25 protein-coding genes, 1 tRNA gene and 1 riboswitch are annotated in these 22,897 nt (G+C 47.7%); of the genes, 11 read left to right on the top strand and 15 right to left on the bottom strand.

The features are described 5' to 3' along the window. Nucleotides 1-25: 25 nt before the first annotated feature. The 5 genes from IE094_RS11280 to IE094_RS11260 all read right to left on the bottom strand — a co-directional run bounded on the left by IE094_RS11280 (nucleotide 26) and on the right by IE094_RS11260 (nucleotide 5,591). The gene (locus IE094_RS11280) at nucleotides 26-1,591 is read right to left on the bottom strand and encodes a hypothetical protein (RefSeq protein ID WP_229802283.1); all 1,566 of its coding nucleotides are present in this window, start codon (nucleotides 1,589-1,591) and stop codon (nucleotides 26-28) included. A gap of 41 nt (nucleotides 1,592-1,632) precedes the next feature. Beyond that, a complete protein-coding gene (locus IE094_RS11275; protein ID WP_229802281.1) occupies nucleotides 1,633-3,468 on the bottom strand; it encodes a DUF3131 domain-containing protein in 1,836 nt (611 codons plus the stop codon). 120 nt (nucleotides 3,469-3,588) lie between these two features. Then, nucleotides 3,589-4,044 carry an ATP-binding protein gene (locus IE094_RS11270; protein WP_229802278.1) on the bottom strand — a complete coding sequence of 152 codons (456 nt, stop codon included), beginning with the start codon at nucleotides 4,042-4,044 and terminating at the stop codon, nucleotides 3,589-3,591. Nucleotides 4,045-4,055: 11 nt separating this feature from the next. Next, complete coding sequence (locus IE094_RS11265; protein WP_189640807.1) at nucleotides 4,056-4,403, bottom strand: STAS domain-containing protein; 348 nt, start codon at nucleotides 4,401-4,403, stop codon at nucleotides 4,056-4,058. 24 nt (nucleotides 4,404-4,427) lie between these two features. Beyond that, on the bottom strand, nucleotides 4,428-5,591 hold the full coding sequence (locus IE094_RS11260; protein ID WP_189640806.1) for an acyltransferase: 1,164 nt from the start codon (nucleotides 5,589-5,591) through the stop codon (nucleotides 4,428-4,430). A gap of 130 nt (nucleotides 5,592-5,721) precedes the next feature. Here IE094_RS11260 and IE094_RS11255 point away from each other — a divergent pair, with 130 nt between their 5' ends. The 4 genes from IE094_RS11255 (at nucleotide 5,722) to IE094_RS11240 (ending at nucleotide 8,785) form a co-directional block, all read left to right on the top strand. Further along, nucleotides 5,722-6,390, top strand: a complete 669-nt coding sequence (locus IE094_RS11255) for an OmpA family protein (protein ID WP_189640805.1) — start codon at nucleotides 5,722-5,724, stop codon at nucleotides 6,388-6,390. Nucleotides 6,391-6,460: 70 nt separating this feature from the next. Further along, nucleotides 6,461-7,309, top strand: coding sequence for a caspase family protein (locus IE094_RS11250; protein ID WP_189640804.1), 849 nt, complete (start codon nucleotides 6,461-6,463; stop codon nucleotides 7,307-7,309). Between the two features lie 249 nt (nucleotides 7,310-7,558). Then, the gene (locus IE094_RS11245) at nucleotides 7,559-7,849 is read left to right on the top strand and encodes an HU family DNA-binding protein (RefSeq protein WP_099594460.1); all 291 of its coding nucleotides are present in this window, start codon (nucleotides 7,559-7,561) and stop codon (nucleotides 7,847-7,849) included. A gap of 66 nt (nucleotides 7,850-7,915) precedes the next feature. Continuing rightward, on the top strand, nucleotides 7,916-8,785 hold the full coding sequence (locus tag IE094_RS11240; protein ID WP_189640803.1) for a DMT family transporter: 870 nt from the start codon (nucleotides 7,916-7,918) through the stop codon (nucleotides 8,783-8,785). A 5-nt stretch (nucleotides 8,786-8,790) separates the two neighbouring features. Here IE094_RS11240 and aroC read toward each other — a convergent pair whose 3' ends face one another. Next, on the bottom strand, nucleotides 8,791-9,891 hold the full coding sequence (aroC, locus tag IE094_RS11235; protein ID WP_189640802.1) for a chorismate synthase: 1,101 nt from the start codon (nucleotides 9,889-9,891) through the stop codon (nucleotides 8,791-8,793). 87 nt (nucleotides 9,892-9,978) lie between these two features. Continuing rightward, a riboswitch (TPP riboswitch) is annotated at nucleotides 9,979-10,074 on the top strand. Between the two features lie 41 nt (nucleotides 10,075-10,115). Here aroC and thiB point away from each other — a divergent pair. From thiB to thiQ, 3 genes are read left to right on the top strand one after another with little or no spacing between them, the layout of a single operon-like run. After that, nucleotides 10,116-11,120: a thiamine ABC transporter substrate binding subunit gene (thiB, locus tag IE094_RS11230; protein WP_189640801.1), complete on the top strand. Its 1,005-nt coding sequence runs from the start codon at nucleotides 10,116-10,118 to the stop codon at nucleotides 11,118-11,120. Beyond that, a complete protein-coding gene (locus tag IE094_RS11225) occupies nucleotides 11,096-12,682 on the top strand; it encodes a thiamine/thiamine pyrophosphate ABC transporter permease ThiP (protein WP_189640800.1) in 1,587 nt (528 codons plus the stop codon). Before thiB ends, IE094_RS11225 begins: the two co-directional genes overlap by 25 nt. Next, complete coding sequence (gene thiQ, locus IE094_RS11220; RefSeq protein WP_189640799.1) at nucleotides 12,663-13,376, top strand: thiamine ABC transporter ATP-binding protein; 714 nt, start codon at nucleotides 12,663-12,665, stop codon at nucleotides 13,374-13,376. The genes IE094_RS11225 and thiQ overlap by 20 nt, the downstream gene beginning before the upstream one ends. A gap of 54 nt (nucleotides 13,377-13,430) precedes the next feature. On the opposite strand, the gene IE094_RS11215 is transcribed toward thiQ, so the two are convergent. Genes IE094_RS11215 through petA form a run of 3 tightly spaced genes read right to left on the bottom strand, consistent with a single transcriptional unit; the run spans nucleotide 13,431 to nucleotide 16,089 of the window. Next, on the bottom strand, nucleotides 13,431-14,210 hold the full coding sequence (locus tag IE094_RS11215) for a cytochrome c1 (RefSeq protein ID WP_189640798.1): 780 nt from the start codon (nucleotides 14,208-14,210) through the stop codon (nucleotides 13,431-13,433). Nucleotides 14,211-14,230: 20 nt separating this feature from the next. After that, nucleotides 14,231-15,520 (bottom strand): cytochrome b, encoded by a 1,290-nt coding sequence (locus tag IE094_RS11210; protein WP_189640797.1) that lies wholly within the window; start codon nucleotides 15,518-15,520, stop codon nucleotides 14,231-14,233. Between the two features lie 11 nt (nucleotides 15,521-15,531). Next, nucleotides 15,532-16,089, bottom strand: coding sequence for a ubiquinol-cytochrome c reductase iron-sulfur subunit (gene petA / locus IE094_RS11205; RefSeq protein ID WP_189640796.1), 558 nt, complete (start codon nucleotides 16,087-16,089; stop codon nucleotides 15,532-15,534). Between the two features lie 152 nt (nucleotides 16,090-16,241). Between petA and IE094_RS11200 the strand changes: the two genes are divergently transcribed. Further along, on the top strand, nucleotides 16,242-16,688 hold the full coding sequence (locus IE094_RS11200; RefSeq protein WP_189640795.1) for a tRNA (cytidine(34)-2'-O)-methyltransferase: 447 nt from the start codon (nucleotides 16,242-16,244) through the stop codon (nucleotides 16,686-16,688). Between the two features lie 43 nt (nucleotides 16,689-16,731). Here IE094_RS11200 and IE094_RS11195 read toward each other — a convergent pair whose 3' ends face one another. The 5 genes from IE094_RS11195 to dapF form a co-directional block, all read right to left on the bottom strand. Beyond that, the gene (locus tag IE094_RS11195; RefSeq protein WP_189640794.1) at nucleotides 16,732-17,340 is read right to left on the bottom strand and encodes a glutathione S-transferase family protein; all 609 of its coding nucleotides are present in this window, start codon (nucleotides 17,338-17,340) and stop codon (nucleotides 16,732-16,734) included. Then, complete coding sequence (locus IE094_RS11190; RefSeq protein ID WP_189640793.1) at nucleotides 17,340-17,603, bottom strand: hypothetical protein; 264 nt, start codon at nucleotides 17,601-17,603, stop codon at nucleotides 17,340-17,342. Before IE094_RS11190 ends, IE094_RS11195 begins: the two co-directional genes overlap by 1 nt. 69 nt (nucleotides 17,604-17,672) lie before the next feature. Further along, the gene (locus tag IE094_RS11185; RefSeq protein WP_189640792.1) at nucleotides 17,673-18,320 is read right to left on the bottom strand and encodes a glutathione S-transferase; all 648 of its coding nucleotides are present in this window, start codon (nucleotides 18,318-18,320) and stop codon (nucleotides 17,673-17,675) included. Further along, nucleotides 18,317-19,582 carry a tRNA (N(6)-L-threonylcarbamoyladenosine(37)-C(2))-methylthiotransferase MtaB gene (mtaB, locus tag IE094_RS11180; RefSeq protein ID WP_189640791.1) on the bottom strand — a complete coding sequence of 422 codons (1,266 nt, stop codon included), beginning with the start codon at nucleotides 19,580-19,582 and terminating at the stop codon, nucleotides 18,317-18,319. The genes IE094_RS11185 and mtaB overlap by 4 nt, the downstream gene beginning before the upstream one ends. After that, nucleotides 19,582-20,430 (bottom strand): diaminopimelate epimerase, encoded by an 849-nt coding sequence (gene dapF / locus IE094_RS11175; RefSeq protein ID WP_373295875.1) that lies wholly within the window; start codon nucleotides 20,428-20,430, stop codon nucleotides 19,582-19,584. Before dapF ends, mtaB begins: the two co-directional genes overlap by 1 nt. Before the next feature lie 94 nt (nucleotides 20,431-20,524). On the opposite strand from dapF, the gene IE094_RS11170 reads away from it, so the two are divergent. Next, nucleotides 20,525-20,600 (top strand) — tRNA-Lys (locus IE094_RS11170). A gap of 53 nt (nucleotides 20,601-20,653) precedes the next feature. On the opposite strand, the gene IE094_RS11165 is transcribed toward IE094_RS11170, so the two are convergent. Then, on the bottom strand, nucleotides 20,654-21,607 hold the full coding sequence (locus tag IE094_RS11165; protein WP_189640790.1) for a zinc ABC transporter substrate-binding protein: 954 nt from the start codon (nucleotides 21,605-21,607) through the stop codon (nucleotides 20,654-20,656). 72 nt (nucleotides 21,608-21,679) lie between these two features. Here IE094_RS11165 and IE094_RS11160 point away from each other — a divergent pair, with 72 nt between their 5' ends. Both IE094_RS11160 and znuC read left to right on the top strand, forming a co-directional pair. Then, nucleotides 21,680-22,165 (top strand): Fur family transcriptional regulator, encoded by a 486-nt coding sequence (locus IE094_RS11160; RefSeq protein WP_189640789.1) that lies wholly within the window; start codon nucleotides 21,680-21,682, stop codon nucleotides 22,163-22,165. Beyond that, the gene (gene znuC / locus IE094_RS11155; protein WP_189640788.1) at nucleotides 22,162-22,890 is read left to right on the top strand and encodes a zinc ABC transporter ATP-binding protein ZnuC; all 729 of its coding nucleotides are present in this window, start codon (nucleotides 22,162-22,164) and stop codon (nucleotides 22,888-22,890) included. The genes IE094_RS11160 and znuC overlap by 4 nt, the downstream gene beginning before the upstream one ends. The last annotated feature ends 7 nt before the right edge of the window (nucleotides 22,891-22,897 follow it).

The following is a 22,897-nucleotide window of genomic DNA, read 5'->3' as shown; positions in this document are numbered from 1 at the left end:
CGAGATTGGGTTAGCGTGTCGCGATCTAGTTATTGGTATTCAACTCGTTGTTTTTTAAAACACGGTTAAGATAGTCAGAAAGAGATACATATTCGCTGCTGTCACCAATTTCGGGATTCGAAGATCGAGTTTGAATGGTTGTAGCGGCCTTCGCAGGGCTAAAGTCGAGCTTGCGCAGCATTTCTTCCACCAATTCCTGTTCCCGTCTATCTTGTGAAACGGAGGTTTCCAGCATGACAGGAGTTGGATCTGCAACGGGTTTGGTCGGGCCAAGCCGTTGCAGCAACAAATTTTCCAGAACCTTAATGCGTTCATCACCACTTGAGGTGTAAATTTGTTTGTTTGACGTTTCCGGTGTTTCCAACAGCTGTAGTTGATCTACTTTTGATGCCGTCCCACTATATTTGTGTTGGCGCGTTATCAATTGGTGTAGCGCTTCCAGTTTCGCCTCTAAGTTCGCAACACGGGTAAGTACAGCATCGTCGGACCGCTGTGCGGGAAATTGACTTTGAATACCTGTATTCGGACGAAAATCCATGCCCTCGCCTTGGTTAAAGGGCGCTGCAAAATTATTGTGCGGTGCTAGCGCAGAGCCGATATTGCTATTTTGGAGTGCATTATAATTTGGCGCGACAATATCACTATGTTGGCCGACTGATTGGATCTCATTTCCAAAAACCGTGCCATGGTCAACCTGTGATGCCCAACCTTGATTAGCATTCACTGGAGGATTTTGATCACTTGTGCCAGAGCGCAAAGCTGCAAGCTCTTCTTTCATTACCTGAAATTCGGATTGCAATTGTCCATACTGTTCTGATTGATAGTTTACGCGTCCTTTCCCGACAGGCCCAGCATTGGAAAAACCCTGATTTTGGGAAAGATTTCTCGATTGCATGTGCCACGTAGTATTTGACACTTGCGGGGCGTTTGTTGTGGTTTCCCATTCGCTTGGTTGCGTTAACCCAGAAGAATGGGATTGGCCCGCTTGTGCTGGAACGGGCCATCCGCGTGGAAACACGCGTGGTGACTGCTTCTGTGCAACCCATCGAAGATAGGTCGTTACGGCTGAAAAACCAGCGAGTGAAATACTTTGTAAAACTTCCAATTCTCGTTTGATGACTAGCTCACTACTGGATGAAAGCAAAGTTTCAAGGCGCGTGTCCAATGGCTCTAAAATCGTTGGAGGAAGCGGCAATTCAGATTTACGGTCTGATACAAAGAAATTGTCGTTTGGGGTAATTCCGTCAAATCGAATCTGTACGCGCCCTTCTGGCGTGAGCCCAATTTCCACACCGTTCTTTTGCGCAATACATGCCGACCCATTTTGCACACATTGAATTTCAAATACATCTTCGTCTAATCGTGGGCTCGGGCTGAACCGTGCATAACCATCGGGATCAAATCGAAAATACACTGATTCAACAAATCCCTCTTGAAATGTCGGCCATCCAAATGATCCGCGGATCGCCTGCTCTGCTTCGCGAGCGCCAATAGCAAAGAGAATGGCAGTATCCAAAACCGCAGTTGAACTTTCAAATGAAGCATTGTTTGTCGCATCTTGCGCGATCGCGGCATTGAAACTGCTACCCAAAATTATTGATGCGATGCAGAATGTTAGTCGGGGCTTTAACGTCATTGCGTTTCCTCCATTTGTGCTGGATGGCGATAGGCGGGTAACCAATCTGCTTGTTGTGGTGGGTCGGGAAGTTTTCGTCGGATGCGCACATCTCGATCTCGAAATCGCGTGTACCAAACTTCAGAGCCGCCAGCCCCGCCCGTCAATATGCGACCTTGAACTTTGTGCAATAAAGACGCCAACAAGATCCCGTTGTTATTTGCAGTTTGAATTTCAATGTGCCCTGTTCCCCCCTCATAGAGGCCTTCGTAAAAACCTCTTTCGGGGTCAAATAGTTCGATCACCGCCTCATACAAAATATCGGTGTAGTAGGTATCCCAAAGCGCCCAAAGTCCGAATGCAGCCTTGGTTGCAACCGCGGCATGATCAGGTGAATAATCGCCCCGTGGAGTAACTGTATTCCAAGGGTAACCATCCGAATATATGGTATCATATGTGAAATATGGCGGGCCCTTCACATTGTGTTCTGAACGCGCAGTCATATAGCCGTCACGTTCAAATCGATTATGTTGAACCTGATAAATACGATCCGCAAATTCAGCGCGCCAACCATCCGAGTGAACAGTATCTGAGCTCGCGTCATCATGGAGTAGATCCCAGTTTAACTCCAACCCATCCAAAAGATAACTTTCGGTCACAACATAGTTTTGTGAATGAAAAACACGTGGATCGCGCCCATCATAAGGGACGCGCACGTCCAAAATATTTGTGGTGAGATATGGTTCAGCACGATGCGCGAAATAAGGTTTAAACCCCCAAAGGGCAAAGCCTTTGGCTGCGTATTCTTCGTATCCCAGCCGCCCTTCTTGGGCATAGATGGTTTCTTTGGTTTCTTTATCAACCGCAGCACCAAACATAACACCGTCTTCATCGATGATGTTCGAATAGTCCCATCGCAGCAACATGTTATCAATGGTATTTGCAAGATACGGATAGCGATTGCGGATGATACGCATCCAAACCATAAATCGCCCGATATCCAATGCAGAATAGCCAATTTCGCCAGGTTTATTGCTATAATCCACCTGTGCTGCCGTTTTGGTATGGTACACTTTGTTCGGCATTTCGTTACGAAACAATTTCAACTTACGAAATGTCGTCAGCAATCGCATAATTCGTTTATCGAATTGAGGTTTTTCAATCAAGCAAAGCTCATATGCCGCCACCAATCCACTGATATACGATGCGGTATCCCATAATGTTGTCGATGGATATCCACCAACCGAGTTGGCGAGCCCCGTAGATTCTTGGGTGAATTGTTCAAAATATCCCCAAGCAACCTTAGCAGCCTGAATTTCGCGCTCATTTAAAAAACCACGGCGGGGCTTGTAGCTACGAACATAGCCATTTTCATCTGTATACCCAGGCAATTTTGCATCGCCGTTAGGCCGCTCGAGATTGTCGAAATAATCCTCTGGCATCTCGCACATGCGCGGCGGAGCAACGCGTTTTTCAGCGTTTGACGTGGTACTCAAACTTTGCGAAGGAAGCTGCCCACGTAACAGGCTTGGCAACGATTCCATGTCAACATTAGCACCACTGCCGTTTTCAATCGCGGTGCGAATTTCAAACCCATTTACGTTCGCATTTTCAAGTGATGCCAATGCAGAATATTCTGGATTTTCTTTTAAAAATTCCGTCGCCAAGCTTTCATTGGCCGCGCGTTCAGTTTCGATAGCAGTTTTTTCTGCGCGGGCATTCGCAAGCTTGACCGCATTGCTGTTCACGGTTTCACCAACAGCATCACCCAGATATATTGCCCCACTTATTGCAGAGCCAAGAAGGCCAAGTGCAAGAATTATGAGGATAATGTTTCGAAGTTGAGCGGGCATATTGTCGTTTCCAAGTTAAGTATTCTGCGAGTCGGCGAATATTTAGAAAGGATACGGTTCAGGTTGTAAATTTTAGGATAATGCTTCTGTTTTCTGAAAGAAACTTGCTTAAAATTTAAATCAACCCGTTTCGCACGGAAAATCAAAAAACAAACGCAAGCGGTTCGAGCCATCACCTGTTAGAGACTCTATTCTCACGGTCAGACTGTGGATCAGGAACCAACCAAATCCGCCTTCAGGCAGGTCTTCAAAATTCTGCTCTGGTCCGTTCATGTCTTGTGGTTGAGGAATACCTGGAAATTTTTCACCGAAATCGCAGACTTCACAACAAAGTTGATCTTTTTCCATTGCCGCATACAGCGTAATGTCGCCGTTCGTGGCGCCCATATAGGCGTGTTCCACCACGTTATTCAGCGTCTCGGCAAGAACAATTGCCACATCATCACTACGCGATTTTAAGGCTGCATCACCACGTATCCACAAGTCAAATTCGGATAGCACAAGCGAAACATTTTCTTGTTCGCTTTTGAATTTTCGCTGAAATATATTTTGAGTGGTGGCTGACGTTTCGTTCATATTTGTATCGATCAAACCGCGCTTTCCAAATCCTCTGGGATCGCATCGGCAACTGTTTTATGGATTCGAAAAACGCTATCCATGCGGGTAAGTTTGAAAACTTTTTCAACAGTTGGGGTGAGGTTGGCGATTTCAAAATTTCTTTCCGTGCCCATGTATTTCATATGTGCCACGACTGCACCCAAACCCGAACTGTCCATAAATCCAACATCCGACATATCCAAAATCATGAAATCTGCGCCGTCATCGACAACCGTTTTAAGCGCATCTTTAAATCGAACGGCCATCGCGGCATCCAGTCTGTTTTCCAACAATTTCACGACCGTTTTTGAACCATACTGATCTACTGAAATTTCCATGTCTTACTCCTTTAACAAAGTGGCCTAAGCGCCCTTTGCTAAATCTTTTGCCCGCAGATTACTGAAAATTCGTAAACGCGGCGGCTTTCCAAGCCCAACAATCCATGCAATTTTCGTAAATTTTGAAATTATCATCACCATGACCGTCGCCAATACCGTGGCGAGCCCTGCTTTGGTGGCAACATAAATGCTCGGGTTTATGCCATCGTGCCACAACAAAATTTCCAACAAATCCAAAAATATAGGATGCACCAAATAGATTCCAAATCCGAAAGGTGCCAATCGTCCGATGAACGTTGGAAAGTGTTTGTCTTTCGCACCCATAAAAATGCCGAACAACGCGATTGGGATCAAAAAGTCAGCCCAATATGCTGGCGTATAATTATAATTCCAGTGTCCCGTGTGAATGACCTTGTAGGAATAAATCAATTTGATGATGTAGAGCATCCCACAGATAAACATCGCAAGTGCTGTCATTTTTTGCGCATCGGATTTGGCAAACCCACGTTTAAGAATTCCAAAAAAACTTGCCGCAACAATACCATAGCTAACATAAGCCAGAACCTTGACCCCGCGTACCAGATACTCAAACCCATAAATGCCCCGTAGTTCCGCCCACATAAACACATCAGCCTCTCTTTTGACGAAAAGAGACAACAACACCAGTAAACCCAACGATGGCATGCGGACGGCAATACGATAAAAGGGGTAAAACAACACCAGTAAAAAAAGTGTCGGCAAGAAATGCATGTGATACTGCACGGTCCCCAAGGTGAAATAACTAACCCAAGCCCAAGGTGAAGCCAATTCAGCAAACAAGGCAGATTCATATCCAAAATAGTTGGCTTTGATCAGGCGAAAAAATGCGTAAAATACGACCCAAAATGAAAAAGGAAGCATCAGTCGTTTCATTTGTTCGAAAACCGTGGCGCGGTATCCGCGGCTACGGCTGTCCAGCGACCATATCAACAAAAACAGCGAAATAATGATGAACAATTCCGTGCGCGCCAGATACGCAACCGAACGAAACAACACCGGAAAAATGCGTTGGTGCGGTTCGTAATCGGGAAATGGTTGTCCCATAATATCAGAGGATGCATGAAGCCCGACCATTGAAATACTGGCAAGTAAACGCAAACAATCAAGCCAAACCATACGGCTTAACTGGTGTGGTTTGGCATTACCCATAATATGGATCCTTTCAAAACAACAAACAATTTTCACAAATTCATTTGTATTTGGCGCTCACGATTCGAGAGATCATAAGCAATTGTTTATGAATCATTCCTAAAAGGATCCAAAATATTGGAGGCGAAAATTGCGACTTCTCACAATCATAACGCTTGGCTTGTTCGGCTTTGCAAGTTCTGAAATCAAGGCACAAAGCCAAATCCAGCTTCCGATCGAGGCGAGCAGTTGTGCGATTCAAAACGCATTGACGGGCGCACTAAATACGCGATGCCAAAACGTCAAATCAAACGGAACACCGCGCGGCATCGTGCTGCGGCTTGACCAAGAACTCAATGCGCAAAAGGCCCAAGATTTGGGGCGAACGGCATCAAAAGCACCTGTTGTGAACAAGGTCACATTCAAACAACCGGTTCCTGCGATTGATCGACGTGCTGCGAAATCGAATGATGGCTATTTCATTCAATTTGCCTTCGCTTCATTTCAACTGGAAAAACAATATGTCGACCATATTGTGCGGCTCGCGACGGTGCTTTCGACGCCAGACATGGCCAATACGTGTATCCGTGTCACGGGTCATACGGATACAATTGGAAGTACTGCATATAATAAATCGCTTTCCGAAAAGCGTGCGGTAACGGTTGCGAAATTGTTAGCAGAAAAGAGCAAAATTTCACCAGACAGAATTCAAATTATTTCCGCTGGGGAAACGCAGCCGCTTTTGAATATTGACGGTCACAATCCACTAAACCGTCGCGTCGAGTTTTCAACGAAAGATGCATCAAATGGGTGTGAATAAAATACTTCGGAACCTGTTGTGTCTTTGCCTTTGTACGAGCGCGGCGCAGCATGGGCATGCTGAAACACGCATGGCGCTAGTTATAGGCAATGGTAAATATGAAAACCTGGACCAATTGCGCACTCCTGAAAACGATGCGACCACCATGGGTGAAACACTTTCATCGCTTGGGTTTCAGGTGTTTCTTGCCACAAACTTGAATGGTGAACGCATGCGAAATGCGCTTACTCTTTTTCAAGAAAAGGTCGAATTTTCTGATACTGTTTTGGTGTATTTTGCAGGTCACGGCACCCAAAATTATGGTGTAAATTATTTGATGCCAATCGACTTTGATCCAAATAACTCGTCTAAAAAAATAGATGCGATAAACGTTGAAACAATCGTGGGAGCGTTATCAAATCAATTGCGTACAAATCTGTTCATCTTTGACGCCTGCTTTAACGAGTTAAATCAAAACAGCACCGGCGAAAATTCAAATGCGCGCGCGGTGAATGCCCCCCCGATGGGAAGCTTAATTACTTTTTCCACAACAATCGGAAAAAAGGCGTTTGATGGTGTTGCTAACCACAGCATATTTACTGGTGCCTTGCTCGATAATATGAAAATTCCCGACATCGATATCGAAGAGTTGTTTCGAAATACACGCCGCGATGTTCTGGTGAATTCAAACAATCATCAAATGCCAACTACGATTTCATCTTTGATCACACAGTTTCGATTGAATGCGACACAATCGTTAGATGACGATACAGTTGATCAGAATTTTATGCATTTGTCCGAATACGGATTTTCCCACAAATCTGTCCTACGAGATATGGAAAATGGTTTGGAAATCTCGCAGCACGACAAAGCCAAACAAGCATTGCGAAAATTGCTGTGTGCCAAGCTAGATTCACCATTGCCGCGCCAATGTCAGTAGGTATATTGCCCACAATACTCACCGAAACATCCCAAAATTTCGGATGAATTTATACTGAATCGGATGCGAAATACTAGATTTTGTGCTTTTTCATTCTCGTCAACCCCGAAAATTATCACTAAAACCCATAAAAACAGCGTTTTTATGCGCATTTTTGCACATGGCCTAGTTGTGTTTCGCCGCAACATCTTGTTAGGTTTACGCACTACGCCAACAGGTGTTGAACATTAAAAACAATAGGAGCAGTCAATGTCACAAAAACCAATGACAAAAACACAACTCGTTTCCGCTTTGGCAGACGCCTGCGGTTCAGACAAGCAAACAGCAAACCGTTCTTTGGAAGCGCTGGCTGAAATCGTATCAAAAGAAGTCGCTGCTGGTGGTGCTGTGACACTTCCTGGTTTGGGTAAATTCCAATGCCGTGCACGTCCAGAACGTATGGTTCGCAACCCAGCAACGGGCGAGCAATTCCAAAAACCAGCTGACCGCGTTGCAAAAGTTACTATTGCAAAAGCGCTGAAAGACGTCATTAACGACTAAGCGGTTTAATAAATTTAAACGTTGATTTGGCCGCGATTTACGCGGCCTTTTCTTTGGGACATCGATATGGATATTCGTGCGATTTTAATGGGGCTCAGCTTTGCCTTTATCTGGAGTAGCGCGTTTACATCTGCACGGATCATCGTACAATCGGCGCCGCCGTTGGCCGTGTCTTCGCTCCGCTTTCTACTCGCAGGCGTCATTGCAATCACCATCGCATATGCCATGGGACAACGTATTAATTTTTCACGGTCACAATGGCGCGCCATTTCCATCTTTGGAATTTGTCAAAACGCAATTTATCTGGGTCTATTTTTTGTCGCCATGCAAACGATCGAAGCATCGCTTGCATCGATCATCGCCAGCACCATGCCACTGCTTGTCGCATTTGCCGCCACTGTGTTTTTCAAAGAACGCTTAAGCGTGATTGGTAACCTTGGTTTAATCACGGGATTTCTCGGTGTTTTGCTCATCATGTATTACCGATTTAACGGCGGTGTGGATATCGCTGGTGTGATGTTATGCATCATCGGTGTTGTGGCACTTACGATCGCAACATTGACTGTAAAAAGCGCAAGCACACAAAACAATTTGCTGATGACCGTTGGGTTACAAATGCTGGTTGGTAGCGTTGCTCTGTTCATCCCATCGTTGTTATTGGAAACTTGGCAATTTGACTGGTCACCGAAAGTGATCATCGCGTTTGTCTACACAGTTTTGGTGCCTGGAATTATCGCAACTTATATCTGGTTCAAATTAGTGTTGCGCATTGGTGCAACTAAGGCAGCAACATTCCATTTCCTGAACCCGTTTTTTGGCGTTGCTATTGCCGCGGTGATTTTAAACGAGCAACTCACCCAAACCGATGTCATCGGAGTGTTTGTTATTATGATCGGGATTTTGGCGGTACAATTAAGCCGCAGCAAAACCATATAGTCCGATTACCCAATCTTGCCTTGGTTTTCGCCGATTTGACCGCGGTGCAGCAACACATGATCCAAAATAACACAGGCCATCATCGCCTCGCCCACGGGAACGGCACGAATACCAACACATGGGTCATGTCGCCCCTTGGTGATTATTTCCGCCTCTTCGCCCGATTTCGTAATCGTCTTGCGCGTTTTCAAAATGGACGAGGTGGGTTTCACCGCAAAACGGCAAACCAAATCTTGGCCCGTGGAAATACCGCCCAAAATACCACCTGCATGATTTGATGAATACTGTGGGCCATCCTGACCCATAAAAATTTCATCAGCATTATCTTCGCCTGTTAATTCGGCCGCGCCGAACCCAGCACCAATTTCAACACCTTTGACGGCATTGATCGACATCATTGCCGTGGCGATATCAGTATCAATCTTGCCATACACAGGTGCACCCAGCCCCGCAGGGGCACCCGAAGCAATCACCTCGATCACGGCGCCAACGCTGTTGCCAGATTTGCGCAGGCCGTTCAGATAATCCGCCCAACGCTCGGCCGCATCGGCATCTGGTGTCCAAAATGGATTTTGTTCAATCTGAGATAAATCAATTGCATTGCGATCAATTTTATCTGGGCCCATCTGCACCATATACCCCGTAATTTTCAAATCTGGCAGCATTGATTTCAAGACCTCGCGCGCAACACCTCCTGCAGCAACACGTGCCGCAGTTTCACGCGCCGAACTGCGCCCGCCTCCGCGATAATCGCGAATACCGTATTTCTGCCAGTATGTGATATCGGCATGGCCTGGGCGGAACTTGTCCATGATATCGCCGTAATCTTTGGATCGTTGATCAGTATTACGGATCATCAACTGAATTGGCGTGCCTGTTGTCTTACCCTCGAACACACCTGACAAAATCTCAACTTCGTCCGCTTCTTGTCGCTGTGTGGTGTATTTGTTTTGACCAGGCTTTCGCTTATCCAACCACACTTGCAGCATCGATGCATCCAACGGAATGTTCGGTGGACAGCCATCAACAGTTGCCCCCAACGCGGGTCCATGGCTTTCGCCCCATGTTGTGACTGTGAATAATCGACCAAATGAATTCGTAGACATGCGCAATTCTCCTTGTCATCGCTTTATCCTATGACAAATCAGAACGAAACCCTGCCTATTGCACTTTTCCCTGCTTAGGATAGATTTGCCCACACCTCGGGGAGCCTTTGGGCTGAGACGTTTTACGAACCCGTTGAACCTGAACCGGATTATGCCGGCGGAGGGAAGGTTATGGGAAAAGCCCGCAAACCTCACCTGACGCCTGCAGCTAGGAGAGAAACGGGATGAAAATTTTCCAACTTTTTGCTGCGGGTCTTTGTGTGGCGCTGTCAACATCGGCGCATGCACAAGATAAACCCGAATTAACAGTATATACTTATGACAGCTTTGTTTCCGACTGGGGCCCTGGCCCCGCTGTGGAAAAAGCGTTTGAAGAGACCTGCGAATGTGATCTTAAATTGGTCGCGGCTGGTGATGGCGCGGCTTTGTTATCACGTGTATTGCTGGAAGGTGAACGTACCGAGGCAGATATCGTGCTGGGGTTGGATACAAACATTACCGCGCGCGCCGCTGAAACTGGGTTATTTGCGCCATATGGGAAATCGCCCACCTATCTTGATGTGCCTATCCCATGGGAAGACAAAATTTTCCTGCCCTATGATTGGGGTTATTTTGCATTTGTTTATGACAATACCAAACTCACGGATGTTCCTGATAGCTTTGAGGCGTTGATCGCAGCACCTGATGATCTGAAAATCGTGATCCAAGATCCGCGAAGCTCTACCCCTGGTTTGGGTTTATTGTTGTGGATCAAAACGGCATATGGCGATCGTGCCCCTGAAATTTGGGAAAAGTTGGCGCCAAAAATCCTGACCGTGACAAAAGGCTGGTCCGAAGCATACGGTATGTTCACCGAAGGCGAGGCCGACATGGTTTTATCCTACACCACATCACCCGCGTATCACATCATTGCAGAGGATGATTATACAAAATCAGCCGCGTCGTTTACCGAGGGACATTATATGCAGATCGAGGTGGCAGGAAAACTGGCCAGCAGCGATCAGCAAGAACTCGCAGATGATTTTCTGAAATTTATGACATCCCCAAAATTTCAAGATATCATCCCAACGACCAACTGGATGTATCCCGCCGTATTTCCGTACTCAGGGCTTCCAGCTGGATTTGAAACGTTGATAACGCCAACAGAAAGTTTGATCGTTGATCCCATCGAGGCAGAAAAAACACGTGATGCGGCACTCGCAGAATGGCTAACCGCGCTCAGCCAATAAGGCCGATTCATTTCATTGCAGGCGGCGGTGCGTTCGCACTGTTGCTTGTCCTGACATTTGGCACGGTTATCGCGGTTTGGACACGCGCAGAACTTGGATCGGGGTTAAGCAGTTCCGATTGGGCAGCGGTGCGTTTCACTCTGTCACAGGCGTTTGTTTCCGCAAGTGTAAGCGTTATTTTGGCCATCCCTGTTGCCCGCGCGTTGGCACGGCGCAAATTTCGTGGTCGCACGTTGATGGTATCATTTTTGGGTGCTCCATTCATTTTACCTGCAATCGTTGCGGTTCTGGGAATCGTTGCGGTCTGGGGTCGTTCTGGCTGGATCAGTCAAGCAATCGAACCTTTTGGGTTTTCGCCGCTTAATATCTATGGCTATTTTGGTGTCGTGTTTGCGCATGTATTTTTTAATCTGCCGCTGGCAACACGGTTGTTACTACAAGGTTGGCTATCGATCCCCGCCGAACATTTTCGACTTTGCGCACAGTTGGATATGTCGCCATCAGAAATTAGCAAACATTTGGAACGGCCGATGCTTTGGTCGGTGCTGCCCGGCGCGTTTTTACTGGTTTTCTTGTTGTGTATATCCAGCTTTGCGGTTGTGCTAGCACTTGGTGGTGGACCACGTGCCACCACGGTTGAGCTCGCCATATACCAAGCACTGCGCTTTGATTTTGATCTGTCCAAGGCAGCAATGCTGGCCGTTGTCCAATTTGGGTTATGCACCAGCGTAGCGCTCGCCTCGATTTTTATCGCAAAGCCAACAAATTTCGCATTTGGCTTGGATCGCCCGCCGGAACGTTGGGACGGGAAAGGTGCGTTTCACGTTATTTGCGATTGCCTCTCGTTAGTGATGCTTACCTTGTTTCTGTTCCTTCCATTGCTGGCGCTATTCATTCGTGGCCTTATCCCGATTGCGCACCTTCCAATCAAAATATACGCAGCTGCGCTTAATTCCGTTGTGATCGCTGTCGGCTCTGCGATGTTAGCCATTGTCATGTCACTCGCACTTGCAGCCTTGATCATTCGTATTGCACGTCGGCGCAAACGTGTTTCACAAATCGTCGAAGGCTTGGGGTTTCTAACCTTGGCTGCGTCACCTTTTGTAATCGGTACCGGCCTGTTCATCATCATCAACCCATACGTCAGCCCATTTGCCGTTGCACTGCCTGTCACAGCATTAATAAACGCTGCGATGAGCCTGCCATTCGCCCTTCGCATCATTTTACCTGCCATGACCCGTGCGGAAGATCACTATGGAACGTTGGGGGACAGTTTAGGCATGGAACGCTGGACACGTTTTCGCATCGCCATATGGCCACGCCTGAAACGCCCGATCGGTTTTGCTGCGGGATTGTCAGCGGCGCTATCGATGGGTGATCTGGGGGTGATCGCGCTGTTTGCCCCCCCTGATATCGAAACGCTCCCGTTGATGATGTATCGCCTTATGGCGGCATATCAATTGAAAATGGCCAGCGGTGTTGCGCTATTGTTAATATCCCTCAGCCTCATTTTATTTTGGCTTTTTGATCGTGGAGGTCAACTTGAGCATCACACTCGATAAACTGGTTTTAAACCAAGGAAGCTTCCAACTCGACGCTGACCTTGTCATCGAAGAAGGGCACAAAATTGCATTGCTTGGCCCATCTGGTGGTGGGAAGTCAACGCTGTTGTCTGCCATCGCGGGCTTCAAAGAAATCACGTCTGGACGCATTTTGTTCAACGGCGACGATATATCAACCGACCCGCCAGCGAAACGCCCCGTGTCGTTGTTATTCCAAGACCACAATTTGTTTCCCCATCTCAGCGTGGAAAAAAACATCGGCTTGGGTTTGCGCACCAATTTGCGCCTGAACGATGCAGAAAAGGAAATTATCCAAGACGCTCTGCGCCGTGTTGGGTTGGGTGGCCATGGCTCCAAAATGCCCAGCGAAATGTCAGGTGGCCAACAACAACGGGTGGCACTTGCGCGCGCATTACTGCGTGATCGCCCTGTGCTCTGCCTAGATGAACCGTTTGCTGCACTTGGCCCCGCGCTGAAACATGAAATGCTGGATTTGGTTGCGGAAATCGTTGAGGCCGCCAATGCGACCTTGCTGATGGTAACACACCAACCCGACGATGCCGAATATATCGCTGATCAAACCATTTTGGTGGCGCAGGGGCGCGCATACGCACCTGTGGACACCACCACACTCTTTCACAGCCCACCGCCCGCGTTGGCGAGTTATCTGGGTACGCGTCGCGCACATGGATAACAAAAAACGCGCCAAACAAGTGGCGCGTTTCTAAAATTTCAATTGTATGTTCGGTTAAGCTTTACGCTTATGTGGTGCCCATAATTTTTTGTTGGTCAGATACAACAAAACCGTCAGTAACGCCAAGAAACCAACAGACAACAAACCTGTCCATTTACGCGCCATCATTTTAGGCTCCGCTGCCCACATCAAAAATGCGGCCGTGTCTTCGGCCATGTGATGTGCGCTGGCGTCGTGACCATCGGCAAACTCAACCTGATCATCGGACAACGGCGGTGCCATCGCGATCCAACCACCTGGGAAGGCAGTATTTTCATATAATGTTGAACCGGCCTGTGTTTTTTCTTCACCAGTGTAGCTGGTCAAGATAGCCACGATGTATTCTGGGCCACCCATACCTTTGACGATCTGATTGATACCCAAACCCGCTGGGCCATGGAAACCTGCACGCGCCTTTGCCATCAGGCTTAGGTCTGGTGCATTTTCAACGCCACTACGTGGGAATTTATCAGATGGAATTGCCGCACGCGTGTCATCCAATTCGGCATCATATACGTCATACAACGCAGCAAATGCCTTTACCTGATCTTCGGTCAGGTGTGGACCACCCTCGTCAGCCAATGTGCGAAATGCAACTTGGCGCAGGCCGTGACATGCTGAACATACCTCTTGGTACACTTGCATGCCGCGTTGCAATTGGTGCTGATCAAAGGAACCAAATGGCCCCTCAAAGCTGAAATCCACATCGTGAATATGGGCAGCATCACCAGCGCCAAACGCGGAACCCGTTGTCACACCCAATGCAACAAGAACTGAAAGAACTGTCTTTTTCATCTTCTTATCCTATCTATCGCTTAGCGTGACTCAGTTGATTTTGGCGGGTAATGCGCATCAAAATCAGCTTCGATTGTTTCAGGTGTCGGCAAAGGTTTCTCGATACGGCCAAGAATTGGCAAAATAACCAAGAAATATGCGAACCAATAAATCGCACCAATCAGTGAAATCAATGGAACCAGACCTTCTGCTGGGCGCGCACCGCACCACATTAGAACCATGAAATCAATGCCCAGCAACCAGAACCACCACTTGAACATTGGACGGTAACGACCTGAACGCGTTGATGATGTATCCAGCCAAGGTGCCAGCGCCATCACAAAGATCGCACCAAACATTGCCAACACGCCCAAGAATTTCGCATCCAAGAACAACACATCAAACGTAATCGCACGCAAAATGGCATAGAACGGCAAGTAATACCATTCAGGCACAATGTGTGCGGGTGTCGATAGCGCATTCGCCTCGATATAGTTATCTGGATGGCCAAGGTAGTTTGGCATAAATCCAACGATTGCCGCAAAGATTGTCAGAACCAATACCAGCGCGAACAAGTCCTTGATCACGAAATATGGCCAAAACGGTAGCGTATCTTTCGATGCTTCTGCTTTTGATTTACGGCGAACCTCAACACCTGTAGGGTTGTTGTTGCCTGTTGTGTGGAATGCCCAAATGTGGATTACCACAAGACCAACAATCACAAATGGCAACAAGTAGTGAAGGCTAAAGAAACGGTTCAACGTCGCTTGGTCAACCGCTGGTCCACCCAACAACCATTCTTGAATGATTGGACCAACACCAGGGATCGCACCAAACAAACCAGTAATAACCGTCGCACCCCAGAATGACATCTGACCCCAAGGCAAAACATAGCCCAAGAAACCCGTTGCCATCATCGCAAGGTAAATCAACATGCCCACAATCCACGTGATTTCACGCGGGCTCTTGTAGGAACCGTAATAAAGACCGCGGAAAATATGGATATACACGGCAATAAAGAACAAAGATGCCCCGTTTGCATGCAGATATCGGAACGCCCACCCACCGTTCACATCACGCATGATGTGTTCAACGGAATCAAACGCCATGTCCACATGTGGAACATAATGCATCACCAAAATGATGCCTGTGATGATTTGCAACGCCAGACAGAATGTCAAAACGATGCCCCAAATCCACATCCAGTTCAGGTTTTTCGGAGTTGGAATCATCAATGTTGAATATAAAACGCCTGCAATCGGCAAACGTGCATCCAACCATTTTTCAAAGCCAGACTTTGGCTCATAGTGATCGTGTGGAATACCAGCCATGATCTTTCCCCCTAGCCTAACTTGATTGTTGTTTCGTTCAAAAACACTGCCGTTGGCACAGGCAGGTTTTCAGGTGCTGGACCCTTACGGATACGACCAGCAGTGTCATAGTGCGATCCGTGACAAGGGCAGAACCAGCCGCCAAAATCACCAGCGTCGCCCAATGGCACACAGCCAAGGTGTGTACACACACCCATCATGACCAGCCATTCGCCCGCTTCGTCCAAGGTACGGTTCGCATCGGATGCATCCCCATCTGGAATATTTGCGTTGCGATCCGCGCCATCTGGCAAATCACCCAACGCAACATCGCGTGCTGCGCTGATTTCATCCGCTGTACGGCGACGAATGAACACGGGCTTGCCGCGCCATTTTACCGTCATCTGTGTACCAGGCTCCAAACCCGCCACATCCACCTCGATAGAGGCCAACGCTTGCACATCCGCGCTTGGGTTCATTTGATTGATCAGCGGCCAAACCGCGGCAGCACCCCCGACAGCGCCAGTCGCGGCTGTTGCGACATACAAAAAGTCGCGGCGGGTACCAGTAGAGTTCTTGTCTGTAGACACGAACGTATCTCCCTTGCCATGCCCCAGAGATTAGGGCGTAATTAATAAGGTGTACCTGAATTAAAATCAGGGTATCAGGCAGCGTATTACACATGGCATCACATTTCGTCTAGCGGCCTTTTGGACGCAGCCGTAAAAAGAAGGCAAATTTTATGCGACTTTGCACCTATCAACCCGATATCGCACCAAATCTTGGCGCAATGATTCGTCTCAGCGCCTGTTTAGACATCCCACTTGATATCGTCGAACCGTGCGGTTTTCCGCTTTCGCTTAAAACATTACGCCGCACTGCGATGGATTATGCCGATATCGCGGACATGACGCGCCACGATTCGTGGGAAACCTTCTTGGGTCATAAATCCGCTGGTCGCCTTGTTTTAATGACAACCAAAGCAACAGATTCACTTTGGAACTTCACATTTCAGCCAAACGACACAATCGTTATGGGGCGCGAATCCGCTGGTGTTCCAGAATCTGTTCACAATGCCTGTGATTGTCACATTAAATTGCCAATGCACGGCGCGGCGCGGAGCCTGAATGTTGCCATGACCGCAGGCATGGCCGTTAGCGAGGCTTTGCGCCAAACACGCGTCGCGTGAAATTCCAAATGTTCGAAATATCCTCGCCGAAGGCATAAAAACATTAGCCTTGCGGCGCGGTTAACGCCATCGCATCAGTTTTGGAAAATTCTTCGTACCACGCTGCCAACGTTTTATGTCCATCACGCCAGTTGCGATCATCAAGCCGGAAATCTAAATACCCAAGCGCGCACCCCAACGCGATTTGAGCGGCCGTTATCGATCCAGACAAATCATCCACCCAACGCTTTTCAATTTCCACCAATGCGCGAGCGATTTTGGTCCATTGTCCCTCAATCCAATCGTCGAAAACTATCTCGGCTGGGCGAACGCGTTTTTCGTAAACCATCGAAAGTGCAGCATCCATCATGCCCTCGCCAGTTGCCTCTAGCGTCAATTTGCTCCACTTATCTTGGCCTTCTGGATACAGAGTCCCATTTACCGATGCGTTAAGATATGCCGTAATCACGCGACTATCATAGATAACCTCGTCGCGATCCGTAACCAAGCATGGAACCTTGCCCAACGGATTCACATCAACTGGCATTGATCCCGTATTTACAGGCGTTCCTGTAACATCGATAATTTCTATTTTATCACTTAACCCCAACACCACGGCACAAGCGCGGACTTTGCGTGCATAAGGCGACGCATCTGCATAATATAATTGCATTAATTTACTTTCTTGAACCTCAACCGCCCCAACGCGCTTGCGTCAATTTCCATTGCTGGACCAGATTTTCCAAATCGCACGACACGTTTCCAACGATAACTCGCATTAACTTGCTCGCCATTAGGGTTACGATGCGCGGCAAATCCTTCGCCAATGTCATCAAGTCGATCTTCAACCCGTTGATCTACAGGACTAATATGCACGTTTCGCGCCAACGCCATTGCGCCAGCGACCATTGCAATTGGGATAATGGGCAAAGCCATGGGAAATCCTCCTAGCATCAGTTTAGGCGCTTAGTGACTATTATTCAATTAAATTTCAGTTACGAAAAATTACGTAATTGCGGGGAATACCGTAATTTCGCTATCTGGCGTCCACTTTGGAAATTTTTGCATAATACTCAAATATCCATCCCAGTTGGTAAATTCCAAATACCAATCAATCACATGTTTCCACGGCTGATCCAAAAACCATTCACGATTGACATGCGCAAATTGGCGCACAAAAGGCGCGATGCCAATATCGGCAAAACCGCGCGAATTTCCGAACAGAAACGGTTGATTTTCCAATATTTTATTAAGGTCATTTAAAAACAAACTAGCCTTTGAAATCGCTGTGTCACGCGACATATCATCAAACTTATTGGGATATTTATACCGATCCAAATATGGTTTAAATTCGTTGTCACATCGCGCAACCAATGCCCGCGCGGCGGCCATGTGAATTTCTGGATCAATCCCCATCGGATCGGACAGGCTTAACGCCCATTCCATAATGTCGAAACTTTCATCCACCACGGTTCCGTCGTCCAGCAACAACACTGGAACGGTCGCCTTTGGAGAGATTTCAATCATATGTTCTGGCTTATCGCGCAACACGACTTCGCGCAATTCCACCTGCTGCCCGCTGGCAGATATCGCCAATCTCGCGCGCATTGCATATGGGCATCGGCGAAATGAATACAGAATTGGGCGAGTCATGACACCAAAAGCTGGGTATCTGAATGCCCCTTGATCAACGCCCGCACGATTTCTCCTTTGGCCTGATCTGTATCGAAAAGAACCTCGGTAAAACCTTCGGTACGGCCCATGCGGGCATTTTCCATTAATACAGAATGGGTCTTGCCGACCTGAGCGTCCAAATGCGCGTTGACACGTTTATCACCAGCGCTTCGCAGTTGTGCGGCGCGATCTTTAACAATATCGCGTGGCAATTGGGGCATACGCGCCGCTGGCGTGCCCTCACGCGGGGAAAATGGGAAAACATGCAACCATGTTAAATCACATTCTTCAATTAACTTCAGAGAGTTATCGAACATAGCTTCCGTTTCTGTTGGGAAGCCAGCAATAATATCTGCACCATAGATAATATCAGGGCGCGCCTTGCGCATATCATTACAAAACGCAATCGCATCTTCACGCAAGTGGCGACGTTTCATACGTTTCAAAATCATGTCATCACCTGCTTGCAGCGACAGATGCAAATGCGGCATCAGTCGCAGATCCGACGCGATCGCATCAATCAATGCTGGATCTGCCTCGACTGAATCGATCGAGCTGATCCGAAGGCGCGGTAAATCAGGAACAAGTCGTAAAATGCGTTGCACCAAATCACCCAGTTTTGGCAGCGCGGGTAAATCCGCACCCCAGCTTGTGATATCCACACCAGTCAATACAACTTCGTTGTAACCGCGATCGACAAGTCTTTGAATTTGCTCAACGACCACGCCGGCAGGCACAGATCGAGAATTACCGCGGCCATAGGGAATAATGCAAAACGTACAGCGATGATCACATCCATTTTGCACCTGAACATACGCACGGCTGCGTGTGCCAAACCCGTCGATCAAATGCCCCGCCGTATCTGTGACCGACATAATATCGTTCACCTGAACCTTTTCCGTTTCACCGATGAAATTTGGCCCCTTGGCCAAACCAGTCCACGTGTCGGCCTGCATTTTTTCGATATTACCGATGACGACGTCGACCTCAGACATATTATTATATGTCTGAGGCTCGGTTTGGGCCGCACATCCCGTTACAATGATTTGTGAATCGGGGTGTTCACGGCGCAATTTACGGATACGCTGTTTTGATGATCTCACGGCCTCTGCCGTAACTGCACAGGTGTTCACCACAATTGCGTTATCCAAACCCGCGGAATCGGACAAATCTTTCATCGCCTGCGTTTCATATGCATTCAGCCGACAACCGAATGTTTCAAAAATTGGTGGCTTACCCATCAGATACCCGCCAAAAATTCGGGCGAAAGATGGCCCTGAAACACCAGCGCGGTTGGGCCTGTCATCCAAACCCCATTGTCGCGCCAATCGATATTCAATTCACCGCCGTCCAAATGAATTGTGACATTGCGTTCGGTCAAACCCTTGCGATGCGCCACAACAGCCGCCGCGCAAGCGCCAGAGCCACAGGCCAATGTGATCATGCCACCACGTTCCCAAACCCGCATACGGATCGTATTGCGGTTTTTAATTTCGATAAATTCAACGTTTGTGCGTTGGGGAAATAATGGATGATGTTCGATGGCTGGTCCGCGGGTTTCTAAATTCACACCCTCAGCGTCATCCACGACGAACACACAGTGGGGATTACCCATACCAGCAGCACCTGGCGCACCTTCGATTGGAAGTGCATTCAGATCTACATCCTCCGACATTGGCACAGTATCCCATGTTAGCTGTGGATGCCCCATGTTCACGCTAATTAGGCCATCACCCGCATCCACCGCAGGCAACAATCCGTTGCCCGTACGCAATACAATCGACGAATCACCTGTTTCATCCATAATCAATCGCGCGACACAGCGGCTCGCATTACCACAGGCATCCGCAGTTGACCCGTCCGAGTTCCAAAACGCCACATCAACATCCGCATCCAATGAATCAGTCAGCACGGCCAATTGATCATACCCCACGCCAAAATGCCGTTCGCCGATGGCACGCGCCATCTGTTGCGTCACAGGTGATTCTGCACCGCGCGCATCAATGATGACGAAATCATTGCCAAGCCCGTGCATTTTTAAAAATGGAAGGCCATTTGATATGTTTTTCACCTGATTCATAGGGTTCATATAAACCACCGCGAAGTATCTATCCAGTAACGATGTTTTTTTGACATTTCGGTATTGACGCTGTCCGCCCAAGTGCCTAAACACCGCGCAAAGTGGGCCCTTAGCTCAGTTGGTAGAGCAACTGACTTTTAATCAGTAGGTCGATGGTTCGAATCCATCAGGGCTCACCACTTTACCAAAACGGCCTAGCAATTCATTGCTAGGCCGTTTGTTTTTCTTCTGATTATTCTGCGGCGCAATTTGCGATTTCTTCACCAAATTCATGAAACATCTCGTTATACATATTTGGTCCTAAAGTCAGGTTTGAACCCAAAGGATCAATCGTCGCATAATTCAGCCGTTTACCGCCACTTACGTTTAGAACCAAATTTTCGCTAAACTGAGGTTCAGTTAAAATGCAATCTACGCCAAGACTTGCCACACTTTTTTGAAGTTCGATCAAACGCTTAGCGCTTGGGCGTGATGCATCGCTTTCGGATATGGCGCCAACAACAGACAAATCGAACTCTTTTTCCAAATATTGAAATGCATCGTGATAGGCCAAAAATTTCATCGAAGAAACGATCGAAATTTTTGATGCAAACTCTGTTTTCATATTCTCAAGATCCGCAACAGCATCAGCAACATTTTTGGAATAAGTTGACGCATTTTCTGGATCAAGCTTGATCAATGTATCGCCAATAACAGTCACCCATTGTTGGGCGTTAAACGGTGATAGCCACGCATGTGGGTCAATGGGACCGTGGTGATGGCCATCTTCATGATCATCATGGTGATCATCGCCGTGATCATCCTCATGCTCGTGGTGCTCTTCTTCGAACATCGCGATATCACGACTTGCCAATCGTGCTGACAGTGCGTCGTTCAATAGCGATACTTTTACTGCGCCATTGTTCAGCTTGGACAAAGGTTTGATCAACCACGGGGTCAATTCATCGCCGATATAAAACACAGCATCTGCGGTTTGAATTGCCGATGCTTTGCTCGGACGGAGATTTGAATGGTGCGGTGATGCGCCTGGTTCAAGTATCACGGTTGGCGTTCCAACCCCATCCATTACTTTTGCCACCAACGAATGAACAGGTGCGATATCGGCGATAACCTTCAATGGTTCTGCGTTTGCAAAACCGATGTGGCTGCTCGCGAGGATGAGCGCGCCAAAAATTGTATTTTTCATTTTTGCGTTCCAATTGACAAATTCAGTCAGTGTACGTATGTGATATATTATAACATATCAATGAAAAAATTCATGACCGATAAAATCAAAAACTTTCGACAGCATAATCACGACACATGTGTCGAAACCGCATTGAGCGCGGCCCAAAATATTTGCGATTCACAGCATCTAAAGCTGACACCTGCGCGCAAACGCGTGTTGGAAATATTGCTTGAGAGCCATTCAGCACTTGGTGCGTATGAAATATTGGATCGACTTAGCAGCGAAGGTGGCAAGGCACAGCCCCCTGTTGTTTATCGCGCGCTTGAATTTTTGGTCGGTAATGGTTTGGCTCATAAAATCGAACAGTTGAATGCGTTCGTTGCATGTGAACATTCACACAAAGATCACAATCCAGCGTTCATGATTTGCAAAAAATGCAAACGCGTCGCCGAAGCAGAAGTGCCAAATGTGCCCAGCACATTACGCCAACAGGCCAAGGATACAGGATTTGTCATTGAGCAAACCGTAATAGAGGCGCGCGGCATCTGCCCCGCTTGTATCGAGCCCACACAATGAGCTTTATCTCTATTCAAAATGTGTCCGTAAAAATTGGCGGCCAACATATTTTGCATGATGTTTCTTTGGATCTGTCCAAGGGCGAAATTCTTACAATCGTGGGGCCAAATGGTTCGGGTAAATCCACCTTGTTGCGTGCGATTGTCGGTGCGATCGTTCCAACGGGTGGTCAGATAAAGCGCGAAAAAAACATTCGCATCGGGTATGTCCCGCAATCATTGGCGATTGATGCGACCCTCCCGATGAATGTTGAGCGCTTTCTGTCGATTCCAAAACGTGCGACCAAAACGCAAAAACAAAACGCGCTTGAACGCGTTGGTGCAACAAACATGATGCACAAACAGATGACGGACCTGTCTGGCGGCCAATTTCAACGCGTGTTGTTGGCGCGTGCATTGTTATGTGAACCCGATTTATTATTACTGGACGAACCCACACAGGGTTTGGATCAACCAGGATCGGCGCGGTTTTATGAACTGATCGCGGAAATTCGTGCAGAATTGAATTGTGCCGTTGTCATGGTCAGCCATGAGTTACATGTGGTGATGAGCGCATCTGATCGCGTGGTTTGCCTCAATGGGCATGTATGTTGTCATGGCACACCTGAAACAGTATCCAACGCGCCTGAATATCGCGCATTGTTTGGCGCACAAACGGGTGGCGCGCTTGCGCTTTATCGACACGAGCACGACCATGGTCACGATCATCACCATCACGAGCACTAGGAATAAT

Source organism: Paramylibacter ulvae (assembly GCF_014652655.1).
Taxonomy (GTDB): domain Bacteria; phylum Pseudomonadota; class Alphaproteobacteria; order Rhodobacterales; family Rhodobacteraceae; genus Amylibacter; species Amylibacter ulvae.
The sequence above is the reverse complement of the archived record's forward strand: the minus strand, read 5'-3'. Positions and strand labels throughout refer to the sequence as shown.

Excerpts from the sequence above, each read along its gene's own strand:
- mtaB (WP_189640791.1), bottom strand. The coding sequence starts at position 19,582 with ATGGGTAAGCCACCAATTTTTGAAACATTCGGTTGTCGGCTGAATGCA.
- IE094_RS11250 (WP_189640804.1), top strand. The coding sequence starts at position 6,461 with ATGGCGCTAGTTATAGGCAATGGTAAATATGAAAACCTGGACCAATTG.
- thiB (WP_189640801.1), top strand. The coding sequence starts at position 10,116 with ATGAAAATTTTCCAACTTTTTGCTGCGGGTCTTTGTGTGGCGCTGTCA.
- IE094_RS11165 (WP_189640790.1), bottom strand. The coding sequence starts at position 21,607 with ATGAAAAATACAATTTTTGGCGCGCTCATCCTCGCGAGCAGCCACATC.
- IE094_RS11200 (WP_189640795.1), top strand. The coding sequence starts at position 16,242 with ATGCGACTTTGCACCTATCAACCCGATATCGCACCAAATCTTGGCGCA.
- znuC (WP_189640788.1), top strand. The coding sequence starts at position 22,162 with ATGAGCTTTATCTCTATTCAAAATGTGTCCGTAAAAATTGGCGGCCAA.
- IE094_RS11265 (WP_189640807.1), bottom strand. The coding sequence starts at position 4,403 with ATGGAAATTTCAGTAGATCAGTATGGTTCAAAAACGGTCGTGAAATTG.
- IE094_RS11210 (WP_189640797.1), bottom strand. The coding sequence starts at position 15,520 with ATGGCTGGTATTCCACACGATCACTATGAGCCAAAGTCTGGCTTTGAA.
- IE094_RS11215 (WP_189640798.1), bottom strand. The coding sequence starts at position 14,210 with ATGAAAAAGACAGTTCTTTCAGTTCTTGTTGCATTGGGTGTGACAACG.
- aroC (WP_189640802.1), bottom strand. The coding sequence starts at position 9,891 with ATGTCTACGAATTCATTTGGTCGATTATTCACAGTCACAACATGGGGC.
- IE094_RS11240 (WP_189640803.1), top strand. The coding sequence starts at position 7,916 with ATGGATATTCGTGCGATTTTAATGGGGCTCAGCTTTGCCTTTATCTGG.
- IE094_RS11185 (WP_189640792.1), bottom strand. The coding sequence starts at position 18,320 with ATGACTCGCCCAATTCTGTATTCATTTCGCCGATGCCCATATGCAATG.
- IE094_RS11270 (WP_229802278.1), bottom strand. The coding sequence starts at position 4,044 with ATGAACGAAACGTCAGCCACCACTCAAAATATATTTCAGCGAAAATTC.
- IE094_RS11245 (WP_099594460.1), top strand. The coding sequence starts at position 7,559 with ATGTCACAAAAACCAATGACAAAAACACAACTCGTTTCCGCTTTGGCA.
- dapF (WP_373295875.1), bottom strand. The coding sequence starts at position 20,430 with ATGAACCCTATGAATCAGGTGAAAAACATATCAAATGGCCTTCCATTT.
- IE094_RS11225 (WP_189640800.1), top strand. The coding sequence starts at position 11,096 with ATGGCTAACCGCGCTCAGCCAATAAGGCCGATTCATTTCATTGCAGGC.
- IE094_RS11195 (WP_189640794.1), bottom strand. The coding sequence starts at position 17,340 with ATGCAATTATATTATGCAGATGCGTCGCCTTATGCACGCAAAGTCCGC.
- IE094_RS11160 (WP_189640789.1), top strand. The coding sequence starts at position 21,680 with ATGACCGATAAAATCAAAAACTTTCGACAGCATAATCACGACACATGT.
- IE094_RS11260 (WP_189640806.1), bottom strand. The coding sequence starts at position 5,591 with ATGGGTAATGCCAAACCACACCAGTTAAGCCGTATGGTTTGGCTTGAT.
- IE094_RS11275 (WP_229802281.1), bottom strand. The coding sequence starts at position 3,468 with ATGCCCGCTCAACTTCGAAACATTATCCTCATAATTCTTGCACTTGGC.
- IE094_RS11190 (WP_189640793.1), bottom strand. The coding sequence starts at position 17,603 with ATGGCTTTGCCCATTATCCCAATTGCAATGGTCGCTGGCGCAATGGCG.